Origin of the sequence: Pseudomonas sp. B21-021 (assembly GCF_024749205.1) — a bacterium.
Lineage (GTDB): Bacteria > Pseudomonadota > Gammaproteobacteria > Pseudomonadales > Pseudomonadaceae > Aquipseudomonas > Aquipseudomonas paraglycinae.
In genome coordinates, this window is record NZ_CP087192.1 from 5,750,918 (window position 1) to 5,770,319 (window position 19,402).

Annotated in this window: 19 protein-coding genes and 1 pseudogene; 14 read left to right on the top strand and 6 right to left on the bottom strand. The window is 55.1% G+C overall.

Translation table 11 applies throughout. From position 1 onward, the window contains the following. Nucleotides 1-67: 67 nt before the first annotated feature. Complete coding sequence (locus LOY31_RS25880) at nt 68-1,063, bottom strand: GlxA family transcriptional regulator (RefSeq protein WP_221535150.1); 996 nt, start codon at nt 1,061-1,063, stop codon at nt 68-70. A gap of 101 nt (nt 1,064-1,164) precedes the next feature. Between LOY31_RS25880 and LOY31_RS25885 the strand changes: the two genes are divergently transcribed. The 11 genes and pseudogenes from LOY31_RS25885 (at nt 1,165) to LOY31_RS25935 (ending at nt 10,687) form a co-directional block, all read left to right on the top strand. Beyond that, nucleotides 1,165-1,719 (top strand): cysteine hydrolase family protein, encoded by a 555-nt coding sequence (locus tag LOY31_RS25885; RefSeq protein WP_085609130.1) that lies wholly within the window; start codon nt 1,165-1,167, stop codon nt 1,717-1,719. Nucleotides 1,720-1,872: 153 nt separating this feature from the next. Further along, nucleotides 1,873-2,541, top strand: a complete 669-nt coding sequence (locus LOY31_RS25890) for a YjfI family protein (protein WP_007955624.1) — start codon at nt 1,873-1,875, stop codon at nt 2,539-2,541. A 17-nt stretch (nt 2,542-2,558) separates the two neighbouring features. After that, entirely contained in the window at nt 2,559-3,257 is a 699-nt protein-coding gene (locus LOY31_RS25895) for a PspA/IM30 family protein (protein ID WP_103385518.1), read from the top strand. A 123-nt stretch (nt 3,258-3,380) separates the two neighbouring features. Then, nucleotides 3,381-4,031: a DUF2491 family protein gene (locus LOY31_RS25900; RefSeq protein WP_011336162.1), complete on the top strand. Its 651-nt coding sequence runs from the start codon at nt 3,381-3,383 to the stop codon at nt 4,029-4,031. A 13-nt stretch (nt 4,032-4,044) separates the two neighbouring features. Further along, nucleotides 4,045-4,470: a DUF350 domain-containing protein gene (locus tag LOY31_RS25905; protein ID WP_074691674.1), complete on the top strand. Its 426-nt coding sequence runs from the start codon at nt 4,045-4,047 to the stop codon at nt 4,468-4,470. Nucleotides 4,471-4,487: 17 nt separating this feature from the next. After that, a complete protein-coding gene (locus LOY31_RS25910; RefSeq protein WP_007955628.1) occupies nt 4,488-5,180 on the top strand; it encodes a DUF1190 domain-containing protein in 693 nt (230 codons plus the stop codon). A 2-nt stretch (nt 5,181-5,182) separates the two neighbouring features. Then, on the top strand, nt 5,183-6,340 hold the full coding sequence (locus LOY31_RS25915; RefSeq protein ID WP_221535151.1) for a glutathionylspermidine synthase family protein: 1,158 nt from the start codon (nt 5,183-5,185) through the stop codon (nt 6,338-6,340). A 114-nt stretch (nt 6,341-6,454) separates the two neighbouring features. Continuing rightward, a pseudogene (locus tag LOY31_RS25920) lies at nt 6,455-7,681 on the top strand (IS3 family transposase). Nucleotides 7,682-8,120: 439 nt separating this feature from the next. Then, a complete protein-coding gene (locus tag LOY31_RS25925) occupies nt 8,121-8,765 on the top strand; it encodes a hypothetical protein (protein WP_258712412.1) in 645 nt (214 codons plus the stop codon). After that, nucleotides 8,758-9,624, top strand: a complete 867-nt coding sequence (locus tag LOY31_RS25930) for an ImmA/IrrE family metallo-endopeptidase (RefSeq protein ID WP_258712413.1) — start codon at nt 8,758-8,760, stop codon at nt 9,622-9,624. Before LOY31_RS25925 ends, LOY31_RS25930 begins: the two co-directional genes overlap by 8 nt. Further along, on the top strand, nt 9,617-10,687 hold the full coding sequence (locus LOY31_RS25935; protein ID WP_258712414.1) for a beta family protein: 1,071 nt from the start codon (nt 9,617-9,619) through the stop codon (nt 10,685-10,687). The genes LOY31_RS25930 and LOY31_RS25935 overlap by 8 nt, the downstream gene beginning before the upstream one ends. Here LOY31_RS25935 and LOY31_RS25940 read toward each other — a convergent pair. Together LOY31_RS25940 and LOY31_RS25945 are read right to left on the bottom strand one after the other, a co-directional pair. Beyond that, on the bottom strand, nt 10,646-11,233 hold the full coding sequence (locus tag LOY31_RS25940) for a sce7726 family protein (RefSeq protein ID WP_258712415.1): 588 nt from the start codon (nt 11,231-11,233) through the stop codon (nt 10,646-10,648). The two genes, LOY31_RS25935 and LOY31_RS25940, sit on opposite strands and share 42 nt — an antisense overlap. Before the next feature lie 417 nt (nt 11,234-11,650). Further along, a complete protein-coding gene (locus tag LOY31_RS25945) occupies nt 11,651-12,550 on the bottom strand; it encodes a hypothetical protein (RefSeq protein ID WP_258712416.1) in 900 nt (299 codons plus the stop codon). 217 nt (nt 12,551-12,767) lie between these two features. Here LOY31_RS25945 and LOY31_RS25950 point away from each other — a divergent pair, with 217 nt between their 5' ends. After that, the gene (locus LOY31_RS25950) at nt 12,768-14,177 is read left to right on the top strand and encodes a hypothetical protein (protein WP_258712417.1); all 1,410 of its coding nucleotides are present in this window, start codon (nt 12,768-12,770) and stop codon (nt 14,175-14,177) included. A gap of 295 nt (nt 14,178-14,472) precedes the next feature. Here LOY31_RS25950 and LOY31_RS25955 read toward each other — a convergent pair whose 3' ends face one another. From LOY31_RS25955 to LOY31_RS25965, 3 genes are read right to left on the bottom strand one after another with little or no spacing between them, the layout of a single operon-like run. Continuing rightward, on the bottom strand, nt 14,473-14,808 hold the full coding sequence (locus tag LOY31_RS25955) for a DUF6527 family protein (RefSeq protein WP_258712418.1): 336 nt from the start codon (nt 14,806-14,808) through the stop codon (nt 14,473-14,475). Then, the gene (locus LOY31_RS25960) at nt 14,808-16,178 is read right to left on the bottom strand and encodes a ThiF family adenylyltransferase (RefSeq protein WP_258712419.1); all 1,371 of its coding nucleotides are present in this window, start codon (nt 16,176-16,178) and stop codon (nt 14,808-14,810) included. The genes LOY31_RS25955 and LOY31_RS25960 overlap by 1 nt, the downstream gene beginning before the upstream one ends. A 20-nt stretch (nt 16,179-16,198) precedes the next feature. Beyond that, nucleotides 16,199-17,284, bottom strand: coding sequence for a multiubiquitin domain-containing protein (locus tag LOY31_RS25965; protein ID WP_258712420.1), 1,086 nt, complete (start codon nt 17,282-17,284; stop codon nt 16,199-16,201). Nucleotides 17,285-17,788: 504 nt separating this feature from the next. Here LOY31_RS25965 and LOY31_RS25970 point away from each other — a divergent pair. Then, complete coding sequence (locus tag LOY31_RS25970; protein ID WP_160042032.1) at nt 17,789-18,109, top strand: helix-turn-helix domain-containing protein; 321 nt, start codon at nt 17,789-17,791, stop codon at nt 18,107-18,109. Between the two features lie 2 nt (nt 18,110-18,111). Further along, nucleotides 18,112-18,996, top strand: a complete 885-nt coding sequence (locus tag LOY31_RS25975) for an ImmA/IrrE family metallo-endopeptidase (protein WP_258712421.1) — start codon at nt 18,112-18,114, stop codon at nt 18,994-18,996. Nucleotides 18,997-19,402: the final 406 nt, after the last annotated feature.

Consider the following 19,402-nt stretch of genomic DNA (forward strand, 5'->3'; position numbering starts at 1 on the left):
GCACCGCGCCTGTTTCAATCTGCACGACTGCACTGTGGGCTCCGGCATTTTGCACGACAGGTGCTTACTACTTCGCCACGGCCGGCGGCGGACTGACGCCGAATCGCGTGCGGTATTCACTCGGCGCCAGCCCGGTGATTTTCTTGAACGTCGCGCGAAAGGCTCCCGGATCCTGATAGCCCACCGTCCACGCAATGTTGTCGATGGTGCCGTTGGTGAACTCGAGCATTTCCCGGGCCTTGCCGACCCGCAGGTGCTGGCAGTATTCGGTGGGTTTCAGGCCGGTCGCCGCGCGGAAACGGCGCAGGAAAGTACGTTCTTCGAGGCCCGCGCGTTCGGCCATCGCCGTCAGCGAGACATCGGTCGCGCCATTGCCTTGCAGCCAGTGCTGAACCTTGAGAATCGCCCCGTCGCCATGATTGAGGATCGGGGCGAAATTGCTGCCGCAGGCACTGGCGCTGTCGCTGTGTTCCACCACCAGGAATCGCGCGGTCGCGCTGGCGATGCTCGGCCCGAGCAGACGATCGACCAGCCGTAGCCCCAGTTCCGACCAGGCCATCAAACCGGCCGTGGTGATCAGGTCGCCGTCATCGACAATCGGTGTGTCGGCTTTGAGTTTAATGTGTGGATATCGCTCCGCGAACGCCTTGGCTGACGTCCAGTGCGTGGTGGCGCTGCGGCCGTCGAGCAGACCGCTTTCGGCCAGCAGCAGAGAACCGACGCACACCCCGCCGAGGGTGGCGCCGCGGGCGTGTTGCTCGCGCAGCCAGTGAATCAGCCCGGTGGGCACCTGGGCTGCCGAAAAACCGCCAATGGACGGCGGAATCACGACCGCCACCAGACCCGCTTCGGCGCCAGGGTCGCTGTCGTGGACCCGCACCGGCGATTGATCGCCCTCGACCTGCCAATGGCTGACCCGCAAGCGCGGCAACTGCGCACTCTGGTGCTCGGCAGCGACCCGGTTGGCCACCGCGAACAGGTCGGTCAACCCATGCACCGCCGCCAGCTGCGCGCCGGGATAGATCAGCACACCCAGTTCGACGACTGCCGGTTTCGCGTCCATTGTCAGTTTTCCCCTGTGTATTGTCGGTGCGGCCAATCCTCGAAAACGTGGTCGGCGCCAATACTGAGCCCACACCCAACGTTCACTTCGAGGACACACCCATGGCCAAGCAAGCGCTCATCGTAGTCGATATCCAGAACGACTACTTCCCCCAAGGCAAGTGGCCGCTGGCCGGTGCCGACGCCGCCGCCGACAACGCCGCCCGGCTGATCGCGGCGTTCCGCGAGGCCGGTGATTCGGTGGTGCACATCCGCCACGAATTCACCTCGCCCGAAGCGCCGTTTTTTACTCCGGGCTCCGAGGGCGCCAAGCTGCATCCGAAAGTGCTCAACCGCGCCGACGAGCCGGTGGTGCTCAAGCATTTCGTCAACTCGTTCCGCGAAACCGAGCTGCAATCGATCCTCGACGAACAGGGCATCAAGGAGCTGGTGGTGGTCGGCAGCATGAGCCACATGTGCGTCGACGGCATCACCCGTGCGGCGGCAGATCTGGGCTACAGCGTCACGGTGATTCACGATGCCTGCGCCAGCCGTGACCTGGAATTCAACGGCCTGACCGTGCCGGCCGCCCACGTGCATGCGGCATTCATGTCGGCGCTGGGGTTTGCCTACGCCAGCGTGGTGTCCACCGACGAGTTCCTCGCTGCCAGCCGCTAAGCCCTGCTCTGATACAACCAGAAAAATCTGCGCCCGCCTCGCTGCGGGCGTTTTTTCGCGTGTCATAAAAATCTCACGCGTGAGCCATTGATGGCACTTTGAATTGGTTGTAGTGTTGCTCACGCGTGAGATGTTCATAACGGAGTCATCGCCATGAAAAGCCGCTCCCCTGCCACTAAGTCAGAGAGCCCAAAGGGAGTGCGCTCGACACCGTCCGCAAAAAAACCGTCGAGCTTCTATATGAAGCAGATGCGCGCGGGCCTGGCTGCCGCCGGTTATGTGAAACACGAAACTTGGGTGCTTCCGGAAAACCGAAGCTTGCTCAAGCAAATGGAGCAACAGCTACGCCAACCGATTCTGGCTGGCTCATTCATGTCGGAGAATTACATGAGCGCAGGCAACAACTGGAACATCGATAGCCTCTACAACGCTTTCAAGGCGCTGGACGAGGTGGCTTCGCAAGAGATCACGCTGTCTCTGATCCAGAGCTCCGAACCCAGCCTCAAGCTGGAAATGAACGAATTCGGCGGTCTGCCGATTCACATTGCCCTCGCCGGTCAGCAGATCATCGTCGACACCGTGCTGGTGGACATCGATTCGATCACCGACGTGCGCGCGTTCAACGACGCCGTGCTGCGCAGCCGGGAAATGTTCCCGCTGTCGTCGATCGGCATCGAGACCATGCCCAACGGCCAGACCGTCTACAACATGTTCGGTGCACTGAGTGCCGACTCGAGCCTGACCAACGTGGTCACCGAGGTGAAAACCCTGGTCGACAACGTGCAGCGCGCCAGCGAAGCCTTCGAACACTTCTTCAAGTAATCAACAGGGAATATCCAATGACTCAGTCCATCTGGAGCAAGTTGTTCACCGCGCTGCGCGGCGGCGCCAACGAAGTCGGCGAAGCGATCGCCGACCAACAGGCCCTGCGCATCCTCGATCAGGAAATCCGTGACGCCGACAGCGCGCTGTCCAACGCCCGTCGCGAACTGGTCACCATCATGGCCAAGCACAAACTGTCCGCCGACCGCGTGAGCGAGTACGAAGCCAAGATCAGGGACCTGGAAGCCAAAGCCGTTTCCGCCCTGAACGCCGGCCGTGAAGACCTGGCGCTGGAAGTGGCCGAAGCGATCTCGACTCTGACCAACGACCTGGGCGTCGAGAAGAAGCAGAGCGACGAGTTCGGCACCTACGCCGACAACATGCGCAAGGACATCAACAAGGCCGAAGCGCGGATCAAGAGCCTGCGCCAGCAAGTGGACATGGCCAAGGCCCGTGAAAGCGTGCAGAAAGCGCAGGTCAGCGCCTCGATCGCCAGCGGCGGCGCCAACGGCAAGCTGGAAACCGCTGTCGGCACCTTGAACCGTCTGCAAGCCAAGCAGCAGCAACGCGCTGCCGAGCTGAGTGCTGCCGACGAGCTGGCCGATGCTTCGACCGGCAACGATCTGGATCGCAAGCTGCGCGAAGCCGGCATCACGCCGAACGAAGGCAGCGCCAACGCTATCCTCGAGCGTCTGAAGCAAAAGTCCGCCCAGTAACGGCGGCGAGAAAAAAGAAGGGCACCGGGTGCCCTTCTTTTTTGCCTGCTCGTTCGCCACGAGGCCGGTACACTAGCGGCGTTTTGCCAACGAATATCTTCACCCGCTTCAAGGAATGTACCCATGGGATGGTTCAAAGATTTGCTCGGCACCAGCAACTGGCAGTCGGCCGCGCCGGCGTCAGAGTCTGCCGGCGGCCCGCTCGGACTGGCGCAGGGCAAGGCGATCCGCTTCGACACGACCCTCGGCCTGTTGCTCGACGGCAGCACTTCAGTGCGGGTTCCCGACGCTCAGGCCATCTGGAGCGCCGGCTGGATCGATCTCGGCCAGTCGAACAAACTGCATCGCTACTATCTGAACGACGAAGAATTCTGGGTACAGATCCATGTCACGGGCGACGACCAGATCGAGTCGGTGACGCTGTTCAATTACGTCAGCTATGTGACGGTCAACAGTGACGCCGAACTGCAGCGTCTGGCCGGTCCGAACAGTCAGATCGGCCTGCCGACCTATCGCCATGAAGGTGTCGAATACACCCGTGAATGGGGCACCGAACGCGGCCAGACCGAACTGGTGCCGCTCACCGAACAGGTGATCAACCCGGACGAGTCCTACACCATCAACCATCACTCGATGCTGTACGCCCGCGAGACCGGCCTGACCGATCGCCGCGAACTCTTGCTGTTCTCCGTCGAACAGGACGAAGAAGGCACTGTCAGCCTGAGCACCTCGCTGGGCATCTCGCTGTACACCACCGATTTGAGCACCATCTAAAAGGAAGTTTTCCATGCTGGAAGCGTTGTCCATTTCCCTGAACAAAGCCGCGCTGGTCGGTTTCGTTGCCTACCTGATCGGCGCCGTGCTGCTGTTCATGCTGTTTCAGTTCGTCTACACCCGCGTCACGCCGCACAAGGAATTCGAGCTGATCCGTTCCGGCAACGTCGCCGCCGCCATTGCCCTGTCCGGCGCGATCATCGGTTTCGCGATTCCGGCCAGCAACGTGATCGCTCATTCGATCAACGTCCTCGACTTCGTTCTCTGGGCAGTGATCGCGGCCGCGGTGCAATTGTTGGCCTTCCTGGCGACCGGTCTGGTGCTCAAGGGCACGTCCCAGCGCATCGCCAACGGTGAAATCGCCGCGGGCATCTATGTGGCGGCGGTGGCGATCAGCGTCGGCATGCTCAACGCCGCGTGCATGACCCCGTCCTACTGATCGGCAGGAAGCCTGAGATGAAACGAAGCAAGTACGTTCAACTGTCGCTGGCCGCTTCCGTGGCCCTGGCGATTTCCGGTGAAGTGGCCGCCCAGGAACAGCAACGCAACTTCCAGAGCGTCGAACAATGCGTCGACGCCGAAGTGGCGCCGGATGTCTGCTCGAACGCCTACGTCGCGGCCCTGGCCGAACACCGGCGAATCTCCCCGGCCTACGACGACAAGGCTGCCTGCGACGCGGACTTTGCCGCTGACTGGTGTCAGAAAAATTCCGCCGGCCGTTTCGTGCCGAAACTCGGTGGCTTCAAGGTGCCGCAGGACGGTGAGCCGGCGCAGAACCTCGATGCGATCGCCAATGCGCAGATGCCTGCCGGCGATGCGGCTGCCGTACAGAGCAATCAGACCAGCACTTCGCACTCGTCCAGCGGTGCAGGCAACGGCTGGCTCACCGGATGGCTGATCGGCAATGCCATGAGCAACAACCGCGCGAGCGACTCGCGGCCGGTTTATCGCGAGCGCAATACCCGCCAGACCTACGACACCTCGACGCTGAACCGTCGGATCGAGTCGGCACCGAGCCGCAGCCAGCGGGACTATGACAGCGATTACCGCAAACCGGTCAACGTGGCTTCGTCCACCTCTCGTGGCGGTTTCGGCAGCCAGTCCAGCGCACGCAGCGGTTGGGGCGGCTGGGGCCGTTCGAGCAGCTGACCATGAAGAAGATCCACTGCGCCGAGCGCCACGACTGGAAACAGACCGCCGAAAGCCTCGGTTTTCTGTTTCACACCATCGACGACGAGCCGTACTGGGACGAGCGCGCCTACTACCAGTTCACGCTCGCGCAGATCGAAAACGACCTGGAAGATCCGACCACCGAGCTGCATGAGATGTGCATGGACCTGGTCGACCGCGTCGTGCACAGCGAAGAACTGCTGGATCGTCTGAGCATTCCGGCGCCGTACTACGACATGATCCGAACGTCCTGGCTGGAAGGTCATCCGCATCTGTACGGGCGCATGGACTTCTCCTACAACGGCAACGGCCCGGCGAAGCTGCTCGAACTCAACTACGACACGCCGACCAGTCTTTACGAAGCGTCGGCGTTCCAGTGGGGCTGGCTGGAACAATGCATCGAGCGCGGGATGCTGCCGCGCCATGCAGACCAGTTCAACAGCATCGACACCCGGCTGCACGAAGCCTTTGCCCAACTGAAACTCACGCGGCCGTTTTACTTCGCCTCGATGAAAGACTCGGTGGAAGACAAGGGCACCACGGATTACCTGCGGTTGATCGCAGAGAAGGTCGGCATCGAATCGCGGCACATCGACATCGAAGACATCGGCCTGAGCGCTGAGGGTCGTTTCGTGGATCTCGAGGATCGCTGGATCCCGCACCTGTTCAAACTGCACGCCTGGGAGTTCATCTTCCACGAACCGTTCGGCGCGGCAATTGCCGAATGCGACACCCAGTTTTTCGAACCGGCGTGGAAGTCGATCCTCTCCAACAAGGGCGCCCTACCCCTGCTGTGGGAGTTGCACAAGGGCCACCCGAATCTGCTGGCCGCGCACCTCGATCCGAACCCGGGCAGTGCGGTGCCCAAGGGCTGGGTACGCAAACCGTACTTCTCCCGGGAAGGCGCCAACATCGAGTTGCAGACCGCCGAAGGTCTGATCGTCAAAGAGGATGGGCCCTACACCGATGCGCCCTTCATCCTGCAGAAATTTGCCCCTTTGCCGAAGTTCGACGACAGCTACACGTTGATCGGTTCGTGGGTAATCGGTGATCAGGCGGCGGGGATTGGTGTGCGGGAAGACAATAGTCTGATTACCAAGGATTCGAGCCGGTTTCTGCCGCATCTGATTCTTGACTGAAAAAACCTGCGCGCATGAAAAAGGCCCGTCGCATTCAGCGACGGGCCTTTTTTGTTTAACGTGTCTCGTCCTGAATAAGGTTTACACCTTCTGGCTTCTTATCAGGAGGATGCAATGGATTCGGGCGCAAAACGCAGTCAACGCGATTACACGCTGACTTTTAAATTGTCGGTTGTCGACCAAGTCGAAAAAGGCGAGTTGAGTTATAAAGAGGCTCAACGGCGCTACGGAATTCAGGGTCGGTCGACGGTGTTGGTTTGGTTACGCAAGCATGGTCGGCAAGACTGGAGCCAAGGCGCCTCCATTTCGTTCCCAAAGGAACCGACCGATGGACGAGCCCACTTTGCCCTTAACTCCCGAGCAGAGAATCAAAGAGCTTGAGGAGCAGTTGGCGCTGGCGAATCAGAAAGCCAAGTTTTTTGAAGACGTGGTGGATGTACTGAAGAACGACTACGGCGTCTCTGTCGTAAAAAAGCGGCCCGGCAAGTCGTTGCGCAAACCCAAACCCTGAGTGTCAGCAGGGCTTGCCAGTTTATGGGGATCAGTCGCCAAGCCTTTTACAAACGTAATCGCGTCTATCGGGCTCGCATCGAGCAAGATCAGAAACTCATCCAGTTTGTGCAGACAATCCGAGTACGCCAACCCTGCATTGGCGCCCGCAAATTGCACTCGTTGATGCACGCGGAGCGTGAGAAACAGGAGCTGCATGTCGGCCGCGATCGGTTATTGGCGGTCTTGCGTGATTACCGCCAACTGGTCCGCAGGAAGCGGGCTTATCACAAAACGACCGACAGTCATCATCACTTCCGCTGCCATCCCAATCTGCTCAAACCAGGCCCGTCGCAAGTTGTCGCTACCGGTCCGGAACAGGTTTGGGTGGCCGATATCACTTATCTGTCCACCAAACGTGACGATCCGGTCTATTTGAGTCTGGTGACGGATGCCTTCTCAAGAAAGATCGTCGGCTATCACGTGCATGGCAGCTTGCATGCCGACTCAGTGGCTCAAGCCTTGCGTATGGCCTTGAAGACGCGTCGAACACGCCAGAAACTGGTTCATCACTCGGATCGAGGTGTGCAGTACTGCTCGGCGCTATATCAAAAGCTCCATGCCAAACATGGCATCACGTGCTCAATGACTGATGGCTACGACTGCTACCAAAACGCCTTGGCAGAGCGGGTCAATGGCATCTTGAAGACAGAGCTCTTGCTCCATCGGCCAACAGACCTGGCGCAAGCGGAGCAAATGGTGCGGGAGGCGATCTTGATCTACAACCAAGAGCGCCCGCACCTGTCCTTAAAATACAAAACGCCCGATGCGGTGCATCGGGCGTTAGGGTGAAACAGGTGTAAACCTATTTCGGGACTAGACAACGCGGATACTGCAGCGAATCAGAACGGGGGTACCGATAAAAGCTATTAACAGATTGATCAGCAACGACTTTTCCTGAATTTATCGAGTTTTAGATCCAATTTTGTAAAGAAAACCTAGGAGAAATCAAGATGATAGATCGGCGTGAGAAACTGTAAAGCTACCATTTTCTCCCTCTGTAAAGATTGAGACTTAGACGCCAAACACGAAAATTGCCTGAAAAAGGCACTGATAAAACTTACTCGTAAAGCTTCGTGTAAAGCAGCAGTACGGCCATATGGCGGCAAAATGAGGGCCATTGAGGGGACAGCCAAACGGTGTCATCATCTGGCCATCAATCGGACAGGGATTTCTACGATGACGCCTTTCGGATCAACCGACTTTCAAGCCATTAGCGATGCCCGCTTCAATGGCTGAGCCTACGCTTCTCTGCCGCCATACCGGGCAGCAGATCCCCTATCAAATTAACCAGGGGTTGGTTCCCGCCTATGTGCTCCAGTTACAGGAGCAGTGGGAGGCCGAGAAAACCAAGATCGTGCGGCAGCTCTTGGCTGACTTCCCTGCGGCTGCTGCCGACCGGGATTTATTCTTTCAGCAGCTACCAAGCTATGGCCTATCGGATATCGGTTGGCGGTGGCTCGACAAAGCCATGGTTTTAAACACCGACGAGTATCACTGGTTTTTTCTCAGTGCCCAAGGACGCATCCAAGCGACTTGTGTGATCTACCATCCGAAGGAAAGCCGGATGGATGGTGAACGAATTTTCTATGTCGATTACGTAGCATCAGCGTACTGGAATCGAGATCGTCCGAATTATGTGAAGCAGTTTGGGAGCGTCAGCCGGATCCTGATAGCCCACGCTGCGCGCTTTGCAATGAATTCCCTAGGCTACCGACCAGGGTTCTGTCTGCATTCGCTTCCGACAGCCGAAGGCTACTACCGATTCCTCGGAATGGTTGAGTACGAAGCGGACGCCGACAAGGAAAACCTTCGCTACTTTGAGGCTCCCGCTCACGTTGCTGGGAAATTAGCTGGGGAGGCGCATCATGTCTGATGTCCCAAATGGCATCCCAGAAGATTTCGAGGTCTACCCATCCTCGCGGGCCGCTGCGGAGGACTTCACGGCAGCGCTCACAAGTCTGCGGCAAGCGTTGAAGCCAGCCGATGCTAAATCGCATGCACGACCTGGCGAAGCGTATGAAGACTTCATCATCCGGCTTGCCCTCAACGCGACCAGCAGCAATGCCGTGCTCTATCGAAAGAATGACTCCGCTGAAGAAACCAAGATCCAAGCTTGGTTGTCGCTGATCAGCGAGAAATCTAAGATCGCCGTCTTGAGCCGAGTCATCCCTCGGTTCCAAGGTTTGAGCTTAGAGCAGCTTCGTGAAATCGCGCTTATCAGTAAGGAACCTGACCGCATCACCACTCTTATCGATCACTTAGCCAGCGTTTATGGGGTTCTCTTGGTGGTGGAGCCTGGTTTCAAGTCTATGAAGATGGACGGTTGCACATTCAAACTCTCGGGAGGTACACCGGTTGTGGGAATAGCGATTCGATACAATCGCTATGACAATTTCTGGTTCACGCTTATGCATGAGTTGGCCCATGTTCATAAGCACTATGACTACCTAGATAGTCCTATCTTGGATAACCTGGAAGAGGATGCCGACTCTGATCGGGAGGTCGAGGCAAACATCATTGCTAAAGACAGCCTGATTTCCAGGCAGTATTGGCGGATGGCTTGGAATGTTAGGGCTGAAAAAAGACAGTTGCTGGATCTCTGTGGTAAAGCAGAAATTCACCCGGCTATCATGGCGGGTATGATTCGCCATCAGTCCAGAAACTATAAACTTTACCCTGAGCTGCATCACAGCATGGACGTTAAACGTGCTTTCGGGTTCGCCAATGATTAAGTATGTTCCATTTCTGAAGTTCAAGCAGAACGAAATTCAAGGAGTAGGAGTGCTCGATGATGCGATTCGTAATCAGATCGCACCAATGTACGACATTCCTCGCTCTCAGAAAGTAATGACTGAGACGGAGATTCTTGAACGTCTTAGAATTGCGGATAAGACTCTAAAGGCCACGCAGAAGGGAACTGTAGCCTACAAGTTTTTTGTCGACAATTTTGATGTCGATGACAGCATCGATTTGGGCGGTGTTCCCCAATATCGCACTATCCTGAGTAAACTTTCACATTTCCCAATCATGCCTGTTCTCGCTTTTGATCGTCATGCGGATCATAACCTTGCTGCCCTCGATTTCATTAAGTCACGGCCAAATTCTGAGGTTGGGATTCGGCTACAGATGGTGGACATTGATAGCTATAACCTTACGAAAAGCAACCTGCAGGCCCTGTGGGTTGACTTGTCCGCTGCCAAGCCTCAGTCAGTGATTTTGCTAATTGATTTGCGCATCATCGATGACCCTATTAACGCCAAGAAAAAAGTAGAAAAGTTCCTAGCTGGGTTCCAAAAAGATTTTCAGGTGACTGCTGCTGTCGTGAGTGGCTCAGTCGTTCCGGCCTCAATTGCGGGATTGGTCAAAACCAACGCTGAAGCTCATATAGATCGCGAGGAGTACAAGCTCTGGCGAGCTCTTAATTCGACCCCTGAATTCGACAAGGTTTTGTTTGGAGATTACGGAATAATTAGTCCGGAATATTCTGATCTGGATATCGAACCAGAACTGATAAGCGGCATGGCGGCCCCTAAGGTGTTCTATACCTACCACGAAAAATTCTTTATTGTTCGGGGAAGGCGGTTCAAAACTCACAAATACAGCCAATACTTTGATATCTCGGATAACATTGTTAGACAGGCTTTCTTCAGGCTTCCAGGGGACTCGTATGGGGAGCAATACATACATGACCGTAGCTTCAAGGCTGCGGTACGAGCGCCCAAGACGGGCAACCCTGGTACGTGGATCAAATGCTCAACGGCTGCTCACATCACATTCGTTGTCAATAATATTTGAACGCCTTTCCACGAGGGCGCTTTGGATTCCTGCCAAGGCGTCGTCGCGGCTCAGCTGAAAACTGATCTGCTCTGCAATCGTATCTCGGTTGAACGACTTTTTGAAAATAACCCTTGGATGTGCAGTTGCCAGGGCTGTCAGTTCTGCCTTCCAAAGCATAAGAAGTGCATCTTTCTTAGAGAACATGGGGTTGGTACCCGCTTTGCGGAGATAGCGTAAGGTTGTTCGGTCTTTTCCAGGTGCGGCGAGAATCACCCCCCAGTAGGTTGGAATTCTCTCCATCGCAAATCTAATATGATTTTCAGTAGTTACTAAGGTCAACTTAGGGAACGACCGAGAGTAAAATTCCGATTGCAATAAAACGCGTCGAACGTTGTCAGTTTCGCCTTTTATCTCGTAGCAATGCATTTGGCGGTAGCACGCAACCACATCAGCAATAGCATTACCATTATCTATGGTGAGCTCTTCGAGCACCCGAGCAGGTCTTGGCGACCGCTTCATCAGATGGTCAACTAAAGCGCTTCGAATTTCTTTATCTCTGAGCACTCTGAGCTCCAGGCGGATGCAAACGCAAGATTTTAGCCTATGAGCCCCACGGTTGGGAGCGTGATCAGTCTCGGTATTGCCCATTCCGACTGGCGACACCATGCGGAATGCAGGACGCTCTAGCAGTGTCGCCTGGATAAAGGACTTATCCAAATGAGTGAATCTCTAGGTCGTGCACGGTGGCCCGGGGTTACTCATTATGCGGGTTGGTGAGATGCCATGGTTTGGGCGCGCCCCTACCGGGGGCGGCTGTCGTAAACCAAGCCCACACGCAAGCGTTGGTCTTGGCGGTTGAAGGCTTACATCCGCACGTCACGCGCTCCGCTTATAGGCACTCGCGCAACAGGCCAAGCAAGCCCGACACGCGTCTGCCTACCCTCCACAGAGACCTGAATGAAGATCAGGGTTAGGGTCGCATCACCCACGCGTTTTCTTGCGATCTCGATACATTGCCAACCCTAAAAGCTCCTCGGAAAACTGTTTATGCACCCTCTCACGAATCGAGTCCTTACGGGTTTGCATTGCACTCGAAAGATGCTCGACCGTAAATTCATACTCCCCATAGCCTTGCGAGAGTTTTTGCATGGCATCCGAGATGGCAACAATCGAGCATGCCAACTGCCGGCAACCTTCAGGGGATGCTGCATTCCACGCAAAACGCGGCGAATAGCGGAGCATGGTATGGCATGACACCAGCTTTTCTATCGCAGGCCGTAACGTCAATCTATCCCGCGAAAGCTCCAGTATCGGCTCTGGCGAGTACCAAAGCCATTCGTCCACAGTTTCACCCACTAGAGGATTGATGAGCGCCTGAAAAGACTCGTGAGGGCGCTTGAAAAGGATTTCAGAGGCGGTGTCTGAATCTGTGAAAATCCGCATCCCTTTGCCCATCGTCTCGTAGGTAGCAGCCCGTGTCACAGCATCGCCAACAATGAAGGCACCAATAGAATGATCGATTTTGTTAGGCTCGTGGACATCTCCAAATGCAAGACCCCCGCGACATAATAAACCTGCCTCAATTGCTTCGTGCATCAAGAAGCGTCCCGCATCCGTTACCGCGCATATATCTTCTGACCAAAGAAATGCACAATCAGATAGTTGCGCCAGCTTCACCGCCTTAAACCGTCGGCCTGTTCGCATCAATGCCTTTCGAAAGGCCAACAAAATCTGCGCAGCGAGCAGTTGATGTGGAAATTTTCCTCCAGGCTTAATTTTCCATGGCATGTATTCTGACTCGGTCAGCTTGAGCCTCCCTCGAGTAAGGGCGCTGAATCCGAGCATATCTACAAACAGCACCGCTCCCTGAAAACTACGCATACATTCTTTCCTGCATTCTTGTGTTTTTGATAATTTGAGCGACCGATCTGGCGCAACATCACGCTCCAAGGCGGGCCTCAAATACTCTGGTTGGTCAAAACCCCAATGCTAGCCACTCCTCGAGCTAGACGTCTTCTGAAGTAGCCTAGGATTAACGTCAACCAATAGTTTTTTTGGATGTCATCTCCTATTTCCCTCCGCCGAATACAGGAACACGATGGACTCTTATTTGAATGCGACGCTGGGCACGTTCTTCACCCCACGTATGGAAATCAGACTATTCGACAAAGCAGAGAAATTTGCTGGGGACACTGCCACGAACGGCAGCGTGCTCACGTATTTTCATGAACACGTCCACTACTTCCAAACGCTATTCACTGGCTATGGACACATCCAGTGGAGCAGCTATCGACAAGCCACGGGATTCACTCACAGGATGTGGGAAAAGCTGCGCCAAGCCATGGGTGCACCAAGAATCCCCTTGTCTAACTGCAACACCCGACCGGACATCCACCAGTACGCCCAGTTTCTTGGACAGGTCTTTGCAGAGCAGAATAAGCTCAGCCAAGCTCGTTTCGTTAGCATCCCTGGCATCAAGACTTTAGATGCTCTCAAGCTGGTACTCATCAAAGAGCCATGGCAAATCAATCCTGTAATTGAATCAGCGAACGGCCAGCGAGAGCTCTGCACGAAGGATATTTTGGAAGGTCACGCGTTTTTTCTAGAACGTTCCTTCGCGGAAAATCTGCTCTCATTTCCTGAAGCCGCCGCTTGGGTCAGAGAAGGGATATCTGACGTCTACACTGCTGCTTACGACTGGTTCATTACGGAGTGCGGGCAGGACACCAGGAGTCTTTTCCCAGTCATCTGCGATCTATCACTGCAGATCAGCTGGAAACCCGTGAGTCCAACCACAGCTCATGAATGGCAAGCATCTAACCCTTCGTGGCGATTTTATCTGCTTACCAAGGCACTAGCTGCTGCGCCGGAAATCGCCGCCGAAATGAACAGCGATTGGAGTAAAAGCTACCTAGCAATCTGTGATCGGCTGCTGCACGCATGTAATTTCATAGGTCTCAGCCAAATTCTGGCAGAACGGCTTCAAGCGCTCTTGGATCTCGAGCAGTCCCCTGGATTATCCCCAATGCAGCACATCATGAAGAGGGCAATGGAGCAGAGGGTTCAGCAGCCCTGGATATCGGTGAACCCGATGCAAAACACTGCAGAGCTCGAGATGCTATTTAATGAGTTCCGCATACCCGCAGTATTGGTCGAAGGGCGGTACCAAGCTCAATCAACCCTTGACGACGCTGTCGTTACCGAATTGATAGGCGAGCTCCACTACCAAGCGTTCATGGATCAATTGCTCGGCAACCCATCTTCATTCGCACGCAACACTAACAGCCTTGAATGTGGATTCGCGAAGTATGGGGTACACAATGGCTGTCCTCACCAGGTTAGTGGCGAATGCATCGGACGCTTTGATCCGAAAGAAGGGCTACCTATGCCCATGCTCATCGATGAACATGGAAATATCGATGGGTGTACTTTTGGTGCGTTCTTCAAATTCTCTGGCATGAACGTAGAGGAGCTGGTCGTTGATTACGATGCAAAATTCTTGAAATGATTTCCTCCATTTCCAATGGCAGATAACCATCATCTGCACGCCCCTCGGTGACACATGAAATCAACATCTGCTTGTGAACATTGAGTATCTGCAAGGACTTTTGCCACCAGGTCACCGTCCGGCCAAGTCACATTTCGGCGCCAGAGGTCAATGACACGCATAGGGGGCAGGATAAAACCGCAAAAGACAGACAGCAGCGAGGGTCAGAACAGGACGGAGCAAGGTGCACCGTCCCATAGCCCTCCTCTCCGGATATGCGAAACACTGACCCAAGTGCCAGTGATCCGCATCGCCTTCACACCCAGATGACCCTGCCCTCTCGCAGCCAAAAATGCGACTTACAGCCATTTTTTAGCCACACTGATGGGTGCAGCGTTGGCCGTCCTAAGAAATCGGTACTGCATGTCCACCTTGGCGTCACATCTTGCGGCAGTGATAGCTCTATCGTCCGACCACAACCGCATGGACATCTGAACCCAACGCACCAATCCTCCGAGCCATCCTGAACTAGAGTTAGGGTGCGAAAAGGCAACCGGCTAGGCAGGACATCGCCCTGAACCACCTGTAATTTCCTAGCGGGCAGCAAGCCATCGACCCAGCGATACAGAGCTCTTTTTACGGCTTTGAGCATCACACACCACCTGCCAAGTCAGCGATCCCGAGCAGCGGCTCAGCGGCGCCAAGCGCAAGCCCTGGATCTGAGGTCTTCGGAAAGTCATTTTCAGCGGTGAACTCCTGCTCCGCTTCTCTGAACTTAATCAAGGTTCGCGCGTAGTTGCAGTTTGGCTCTTCACGCATTGGAAATGCTCTGGCCAAAAACTCCATCACGCATGAAGATGCCGCGAGCATGTTCAGGGAAATCACAGCGGGAGCTTCCTCATGGAACCCTCGAATGTACCCATGCTGAAGCTGCTGCTGATAGGCGTCAGGATTCGCAGCCAGAAGACTCTCGGCGCGAAGCGATTCACCGGTGTAGACCTCACGATCAGAGAGGGATGATCCACCAGGCTGCACGTAATCTATGCGGCCATAAACTCCTGCGATCATCACTCCCAACTCATCTTTCATCGTAGGAATGAGCACGCCAACATCAAGGAGCGGGATGAGAAAACGGCTAGCGATTCGATCAGCGATCATCCTGGCGTATCGCGTGTCCACACAGCAGAAGAGAATGTCCGCATCAGCGGCCGCTAATACTGCCTCACGAGTCCCAATCGATTTTGCAATCGGGCGGGCCACTCCTTTACCCCGCACACGTTCGATGGAGCTCGCGAACATCTCCACCTTGGATACCGAGGAGGCCGCGTCCTCCAGGGTGCTGTTGAGTATCCGGTTGAGATTGCGCTCCTCAACGCGATCATGGTCAATCAAGATGATCTCGCCAAAGCCCAAACGGGTAACTTGCTCGGCCACAACTGAGCCCGTGCCAGAGACCCCGATGACGGCCACACTCAGCTTCGCCAACGCCTGAGTCATTTCAGAAGTGAATGCCATCGGCGCTCCAGATCTATCGTCCAGGACTGCATGGCCTTCGACTCCGTCGAAATACAACCGTATGTCGTCACCGATTACTGAGACCAGCCGTACATTGGTAGGGCGTTGCGAATCATCGTACGTACGAGCCACCACCCTGCCGTCTGGGATCATGACACCAGAGCCATGGATGACCTCCACTCCAGCGTACAGCGATCGCATGGTGATTTGATCGCTTTCATCATCCAGTTCTGAAAAGCCCAAGAAGCCGCCTGGGTGAGAATGGACGAGCATGATTGAAGATTGAGTTTCCTCACTCTGCGCTATAGCAAGTTCAAGGTACTCGCCAGGCCAATTCAGAAAATCCTTCTCCCTGACGCACGCTCCATGGGGTACCGGGATCACAGATTTAGCGAGCAACTTGGTGCGTTCACCTTCGTGTCGCGTGCAGATAAGGATGGCCGCTGCTTCCAAACCGTCCCCCGGGAACAGATGTTCCCGGAGTACGGAGTGCAGGGCTTCGGTCATTACGAGCGTCGCCCCAGTTTTCATTGACCAACCTCCTTGTGAAGGCAGCCTTCGACCAGAGCCAGTTGCGAAATGATGTTATCGGCATGCGGATTCCACGGGACAGTTGTCCGGTGACGTGACCACCCCTGGAAGCCCAAACCATCGATCTGAGCCGTCAGTTGCACGTTGGGAGGGAGCACACCTGTGGCCAGCGACACATGGGGGTACAAGTAGAAGCTGTCCAACGGCTCGACCGGGTAACCTGCCAGGACTTGAATTGCCAGCTGGACATATTGGTGGTTGTAGCCCGTCGGCAGTTCATAGTCGTGGATCACCAAATAACGCAGACCATCTGTGCCGATGCAGGTTTCCCAGCGCAAGCCAAGCTGGTCAAGGTACACCGTGTCAGCTGGCAGCAAGTTGAAAACACGACGGGCCGCTGTTGCGACTTCACCGTTCCCAACATCCTTAGGAGTGAACCGCAGCTTCTCAATGCCCGGAGCGCTGAGGTCAACAATCGCGTCCATGCTAGTCAGTTCGGAATGATGCCCTGCAGCCGTGAGGGTAATCTTCCAATGCTGGGAGACATCCAGCCCAGCGCGCAAAGCAGCTTCACGAACACTGATCTGTGGCTTGTCGAACTCCAAGGTACGACCTTGGATCTTGAGCTTCCAGATTGCCTTACGGATGACAAAGCGCTCAATGCCCTCCTCACCCAGGTTGATAACGTCAGCGTCTGCGATTTCACGATCAGCTTCTTCTTCCAGCTGCTGCACTAAGCGCATGTTCTCAGCAATCTGTGCCAGCTTCCGCACTGTGTGGCCATTGATGATCTTGCACGGCCATTCGTAACGCTGACCATCGACCGCGAAGAAGTAGGAGCGATCGGATTCGACCACGATGAAGCGGCGCGACGTTGCAGCCAAATCCACAAGCTCGTCCGGGCGAACATCTTCGAAAGCCCCGGATGGAAGTGCCTGAAGAATCGTAGGCATCTGATCGGGGAGAAACCCTCCTGCACGGGCAATCTGTGTACCGATCGGCGTCTCGTCGTTGAGGGGAACTGGTTTGAACTCGAGATCCAAACCAGCGATGAAAATATGATTCTGAGTAAATTCGTTCATACGTATCTCCACACGCCTTTTCTCAGGCGTGGACAGGTGCCCTGACGGGCGTCATGAGTGCGTCAGAGCATCGAGTAGCCTTGACTACCCGACGGCGCATGAAGATACTGAATTTGTGCTTGCATTCTTCACGCACTCGCTGGGGCGCAATTGCAGTTGCGTTTCCCAGCACCTCCGACTCGGTTATCGGTTAGGTTCTTTCTTCGCTAGTCCATTCGTTCCCCCCTTGATTCCCCTTCCGTCGTAGCGTCTCCGCTCATCCGGGCGTTAAGCCTATTCTCATTGTCATACGGTCAAGCTGACCGATTACACGCTTCGGCTTGCCTAAACATAGAGCTCAATCCAACAATATTGCCAAGCTCTACATCCCTTCCCACCGAACGCTGGCATATCAGGCCACCGAACGACGACCTCACTGTGCGCCTGATCAAGCCACCCTGTCAACAGGGTTTTTTTCGTTCGGTACAGTGGTACACTCACCGAACGACTTAGGAGGTGATTACGGTGGCATCAAGCCTTGGAATGAAAATCGGCGCCAGGAGGCGAGAGCTCGGCATATCATTGGAGCGACTTGCGGAGCTAACGGACTCCAGTAAAAGCTACCTGTGGGAGCTCGAGAACCGAGACAAACCTAATCCGTCAATGGACAAGGTGAACAAGATTGCACTCGCGTTGAATCTCGCGCCTGAAACACTGCTCGGAAGCGCAACAGAAACTTCCCAAGATGTGGAAACCGACAGCGCTTTCTTTAGGAAATATCAAGCGCTTGACGAAGGTGACAAGAAGCGCCTTCGAAAAATCGTGGACGATTGGTGGGAAGACTGACGATGCAAAAGAACCCGAAGAATGAAGCAAACAAAATCACGAAGGTTCTACGTACTGCTGGATTCGACCAGTTCCCGATCAAGGTTAGGGAGGTTGCGCTCGAGTACTCGAAAGCTGTGTGCCCTGAAGCACCTATTTCGGCTATCAAGCCGGTACCTATCCCTAGCTTTGAAGGCATGCTCAAAAAAAACCCCAAGGGGGACAAGTGGATCATTGGCGTCAACGAAGATGTGGCGTCATCGGGGCGGATTAACTTCACGATCGCTCATGAGTTCGCTCACTACATTCTTCATCGCGATCTGCAGCAGGATTTCCAATGCGCCCCCAAGGACATGCACACCTGGGATGCACTTGGGAAGAAAATTGAAGCAGAGGCAGACGTATTTGCCTCCTATCTCCTCATGCCCGCTGACGACTTCCGTAGCCAAGTGTCCGGTCAGGAGCTTTCCATAGATTTGCTCAGACATTGTGCGGATCGATATGACGTATCTCTCACCGCTGCAGCCCTCAAGTGGCGGGAGATTGCTCCTGGGCGGGTAGTCGTACTTGCCGCCAAGGATGGGTTCCTTGATTGGTCATCTTCGAATGATCGGGCATTCAAAAGCGGAGCCTACTTAGCTACCTCGAAGCATCTCATCGAAGTGCCAGCGACATCAGTGCTTGCACGCTCTATTCGATCAGCGTCGGGAGATAAGGCGCGAATTGATGCGCGAGCTTGGTTCCCGAAAGAGCCCGAAGGGCTGGAAATCATAGAGCACGCATTTGTGGTAGAGGGGGATGGGTACAACTACGCCCTGGGAATCTTGACTCTGCCCGGGCGGGATCGCGAGGCGGATGACGAAGAAGATTTACTGGTCCCTCTGACGGGAGAACCTACATTTCGCTGATACTGGCATGCCATTTTCTAGACAGAGGGCATGACCGCGCTAACCTGAAAATTCGAGTACCTGAATCGAGCGGTCGGTACGCATAGGCGAAAGCTTCAGGTTGCTTTACCTTCTCCTTGCACGCATTTCGACGATAGTCAGCGGGCAACCGACACCTTGACGCTTTGGAGAAGTGCTATGCGCGTTCCAATTCATCCAGACGATCTAAACCCGAAGTACGGCTTCAAACGCATCGCTAAAAACTGCAGCGAGAGTGGCCTGGATTCAGCCCAATCCGACTTTCTTACGCTCGTGAGATTCTTTCCAAAGGATTAGGCTACCGCGACTACCACGATGTAGTGCAGTCATCAAAAAAATTGCAACCCGAAGCTGTCCCCTCCTCCAAAGAAGAGGTGAACGTTGCCCT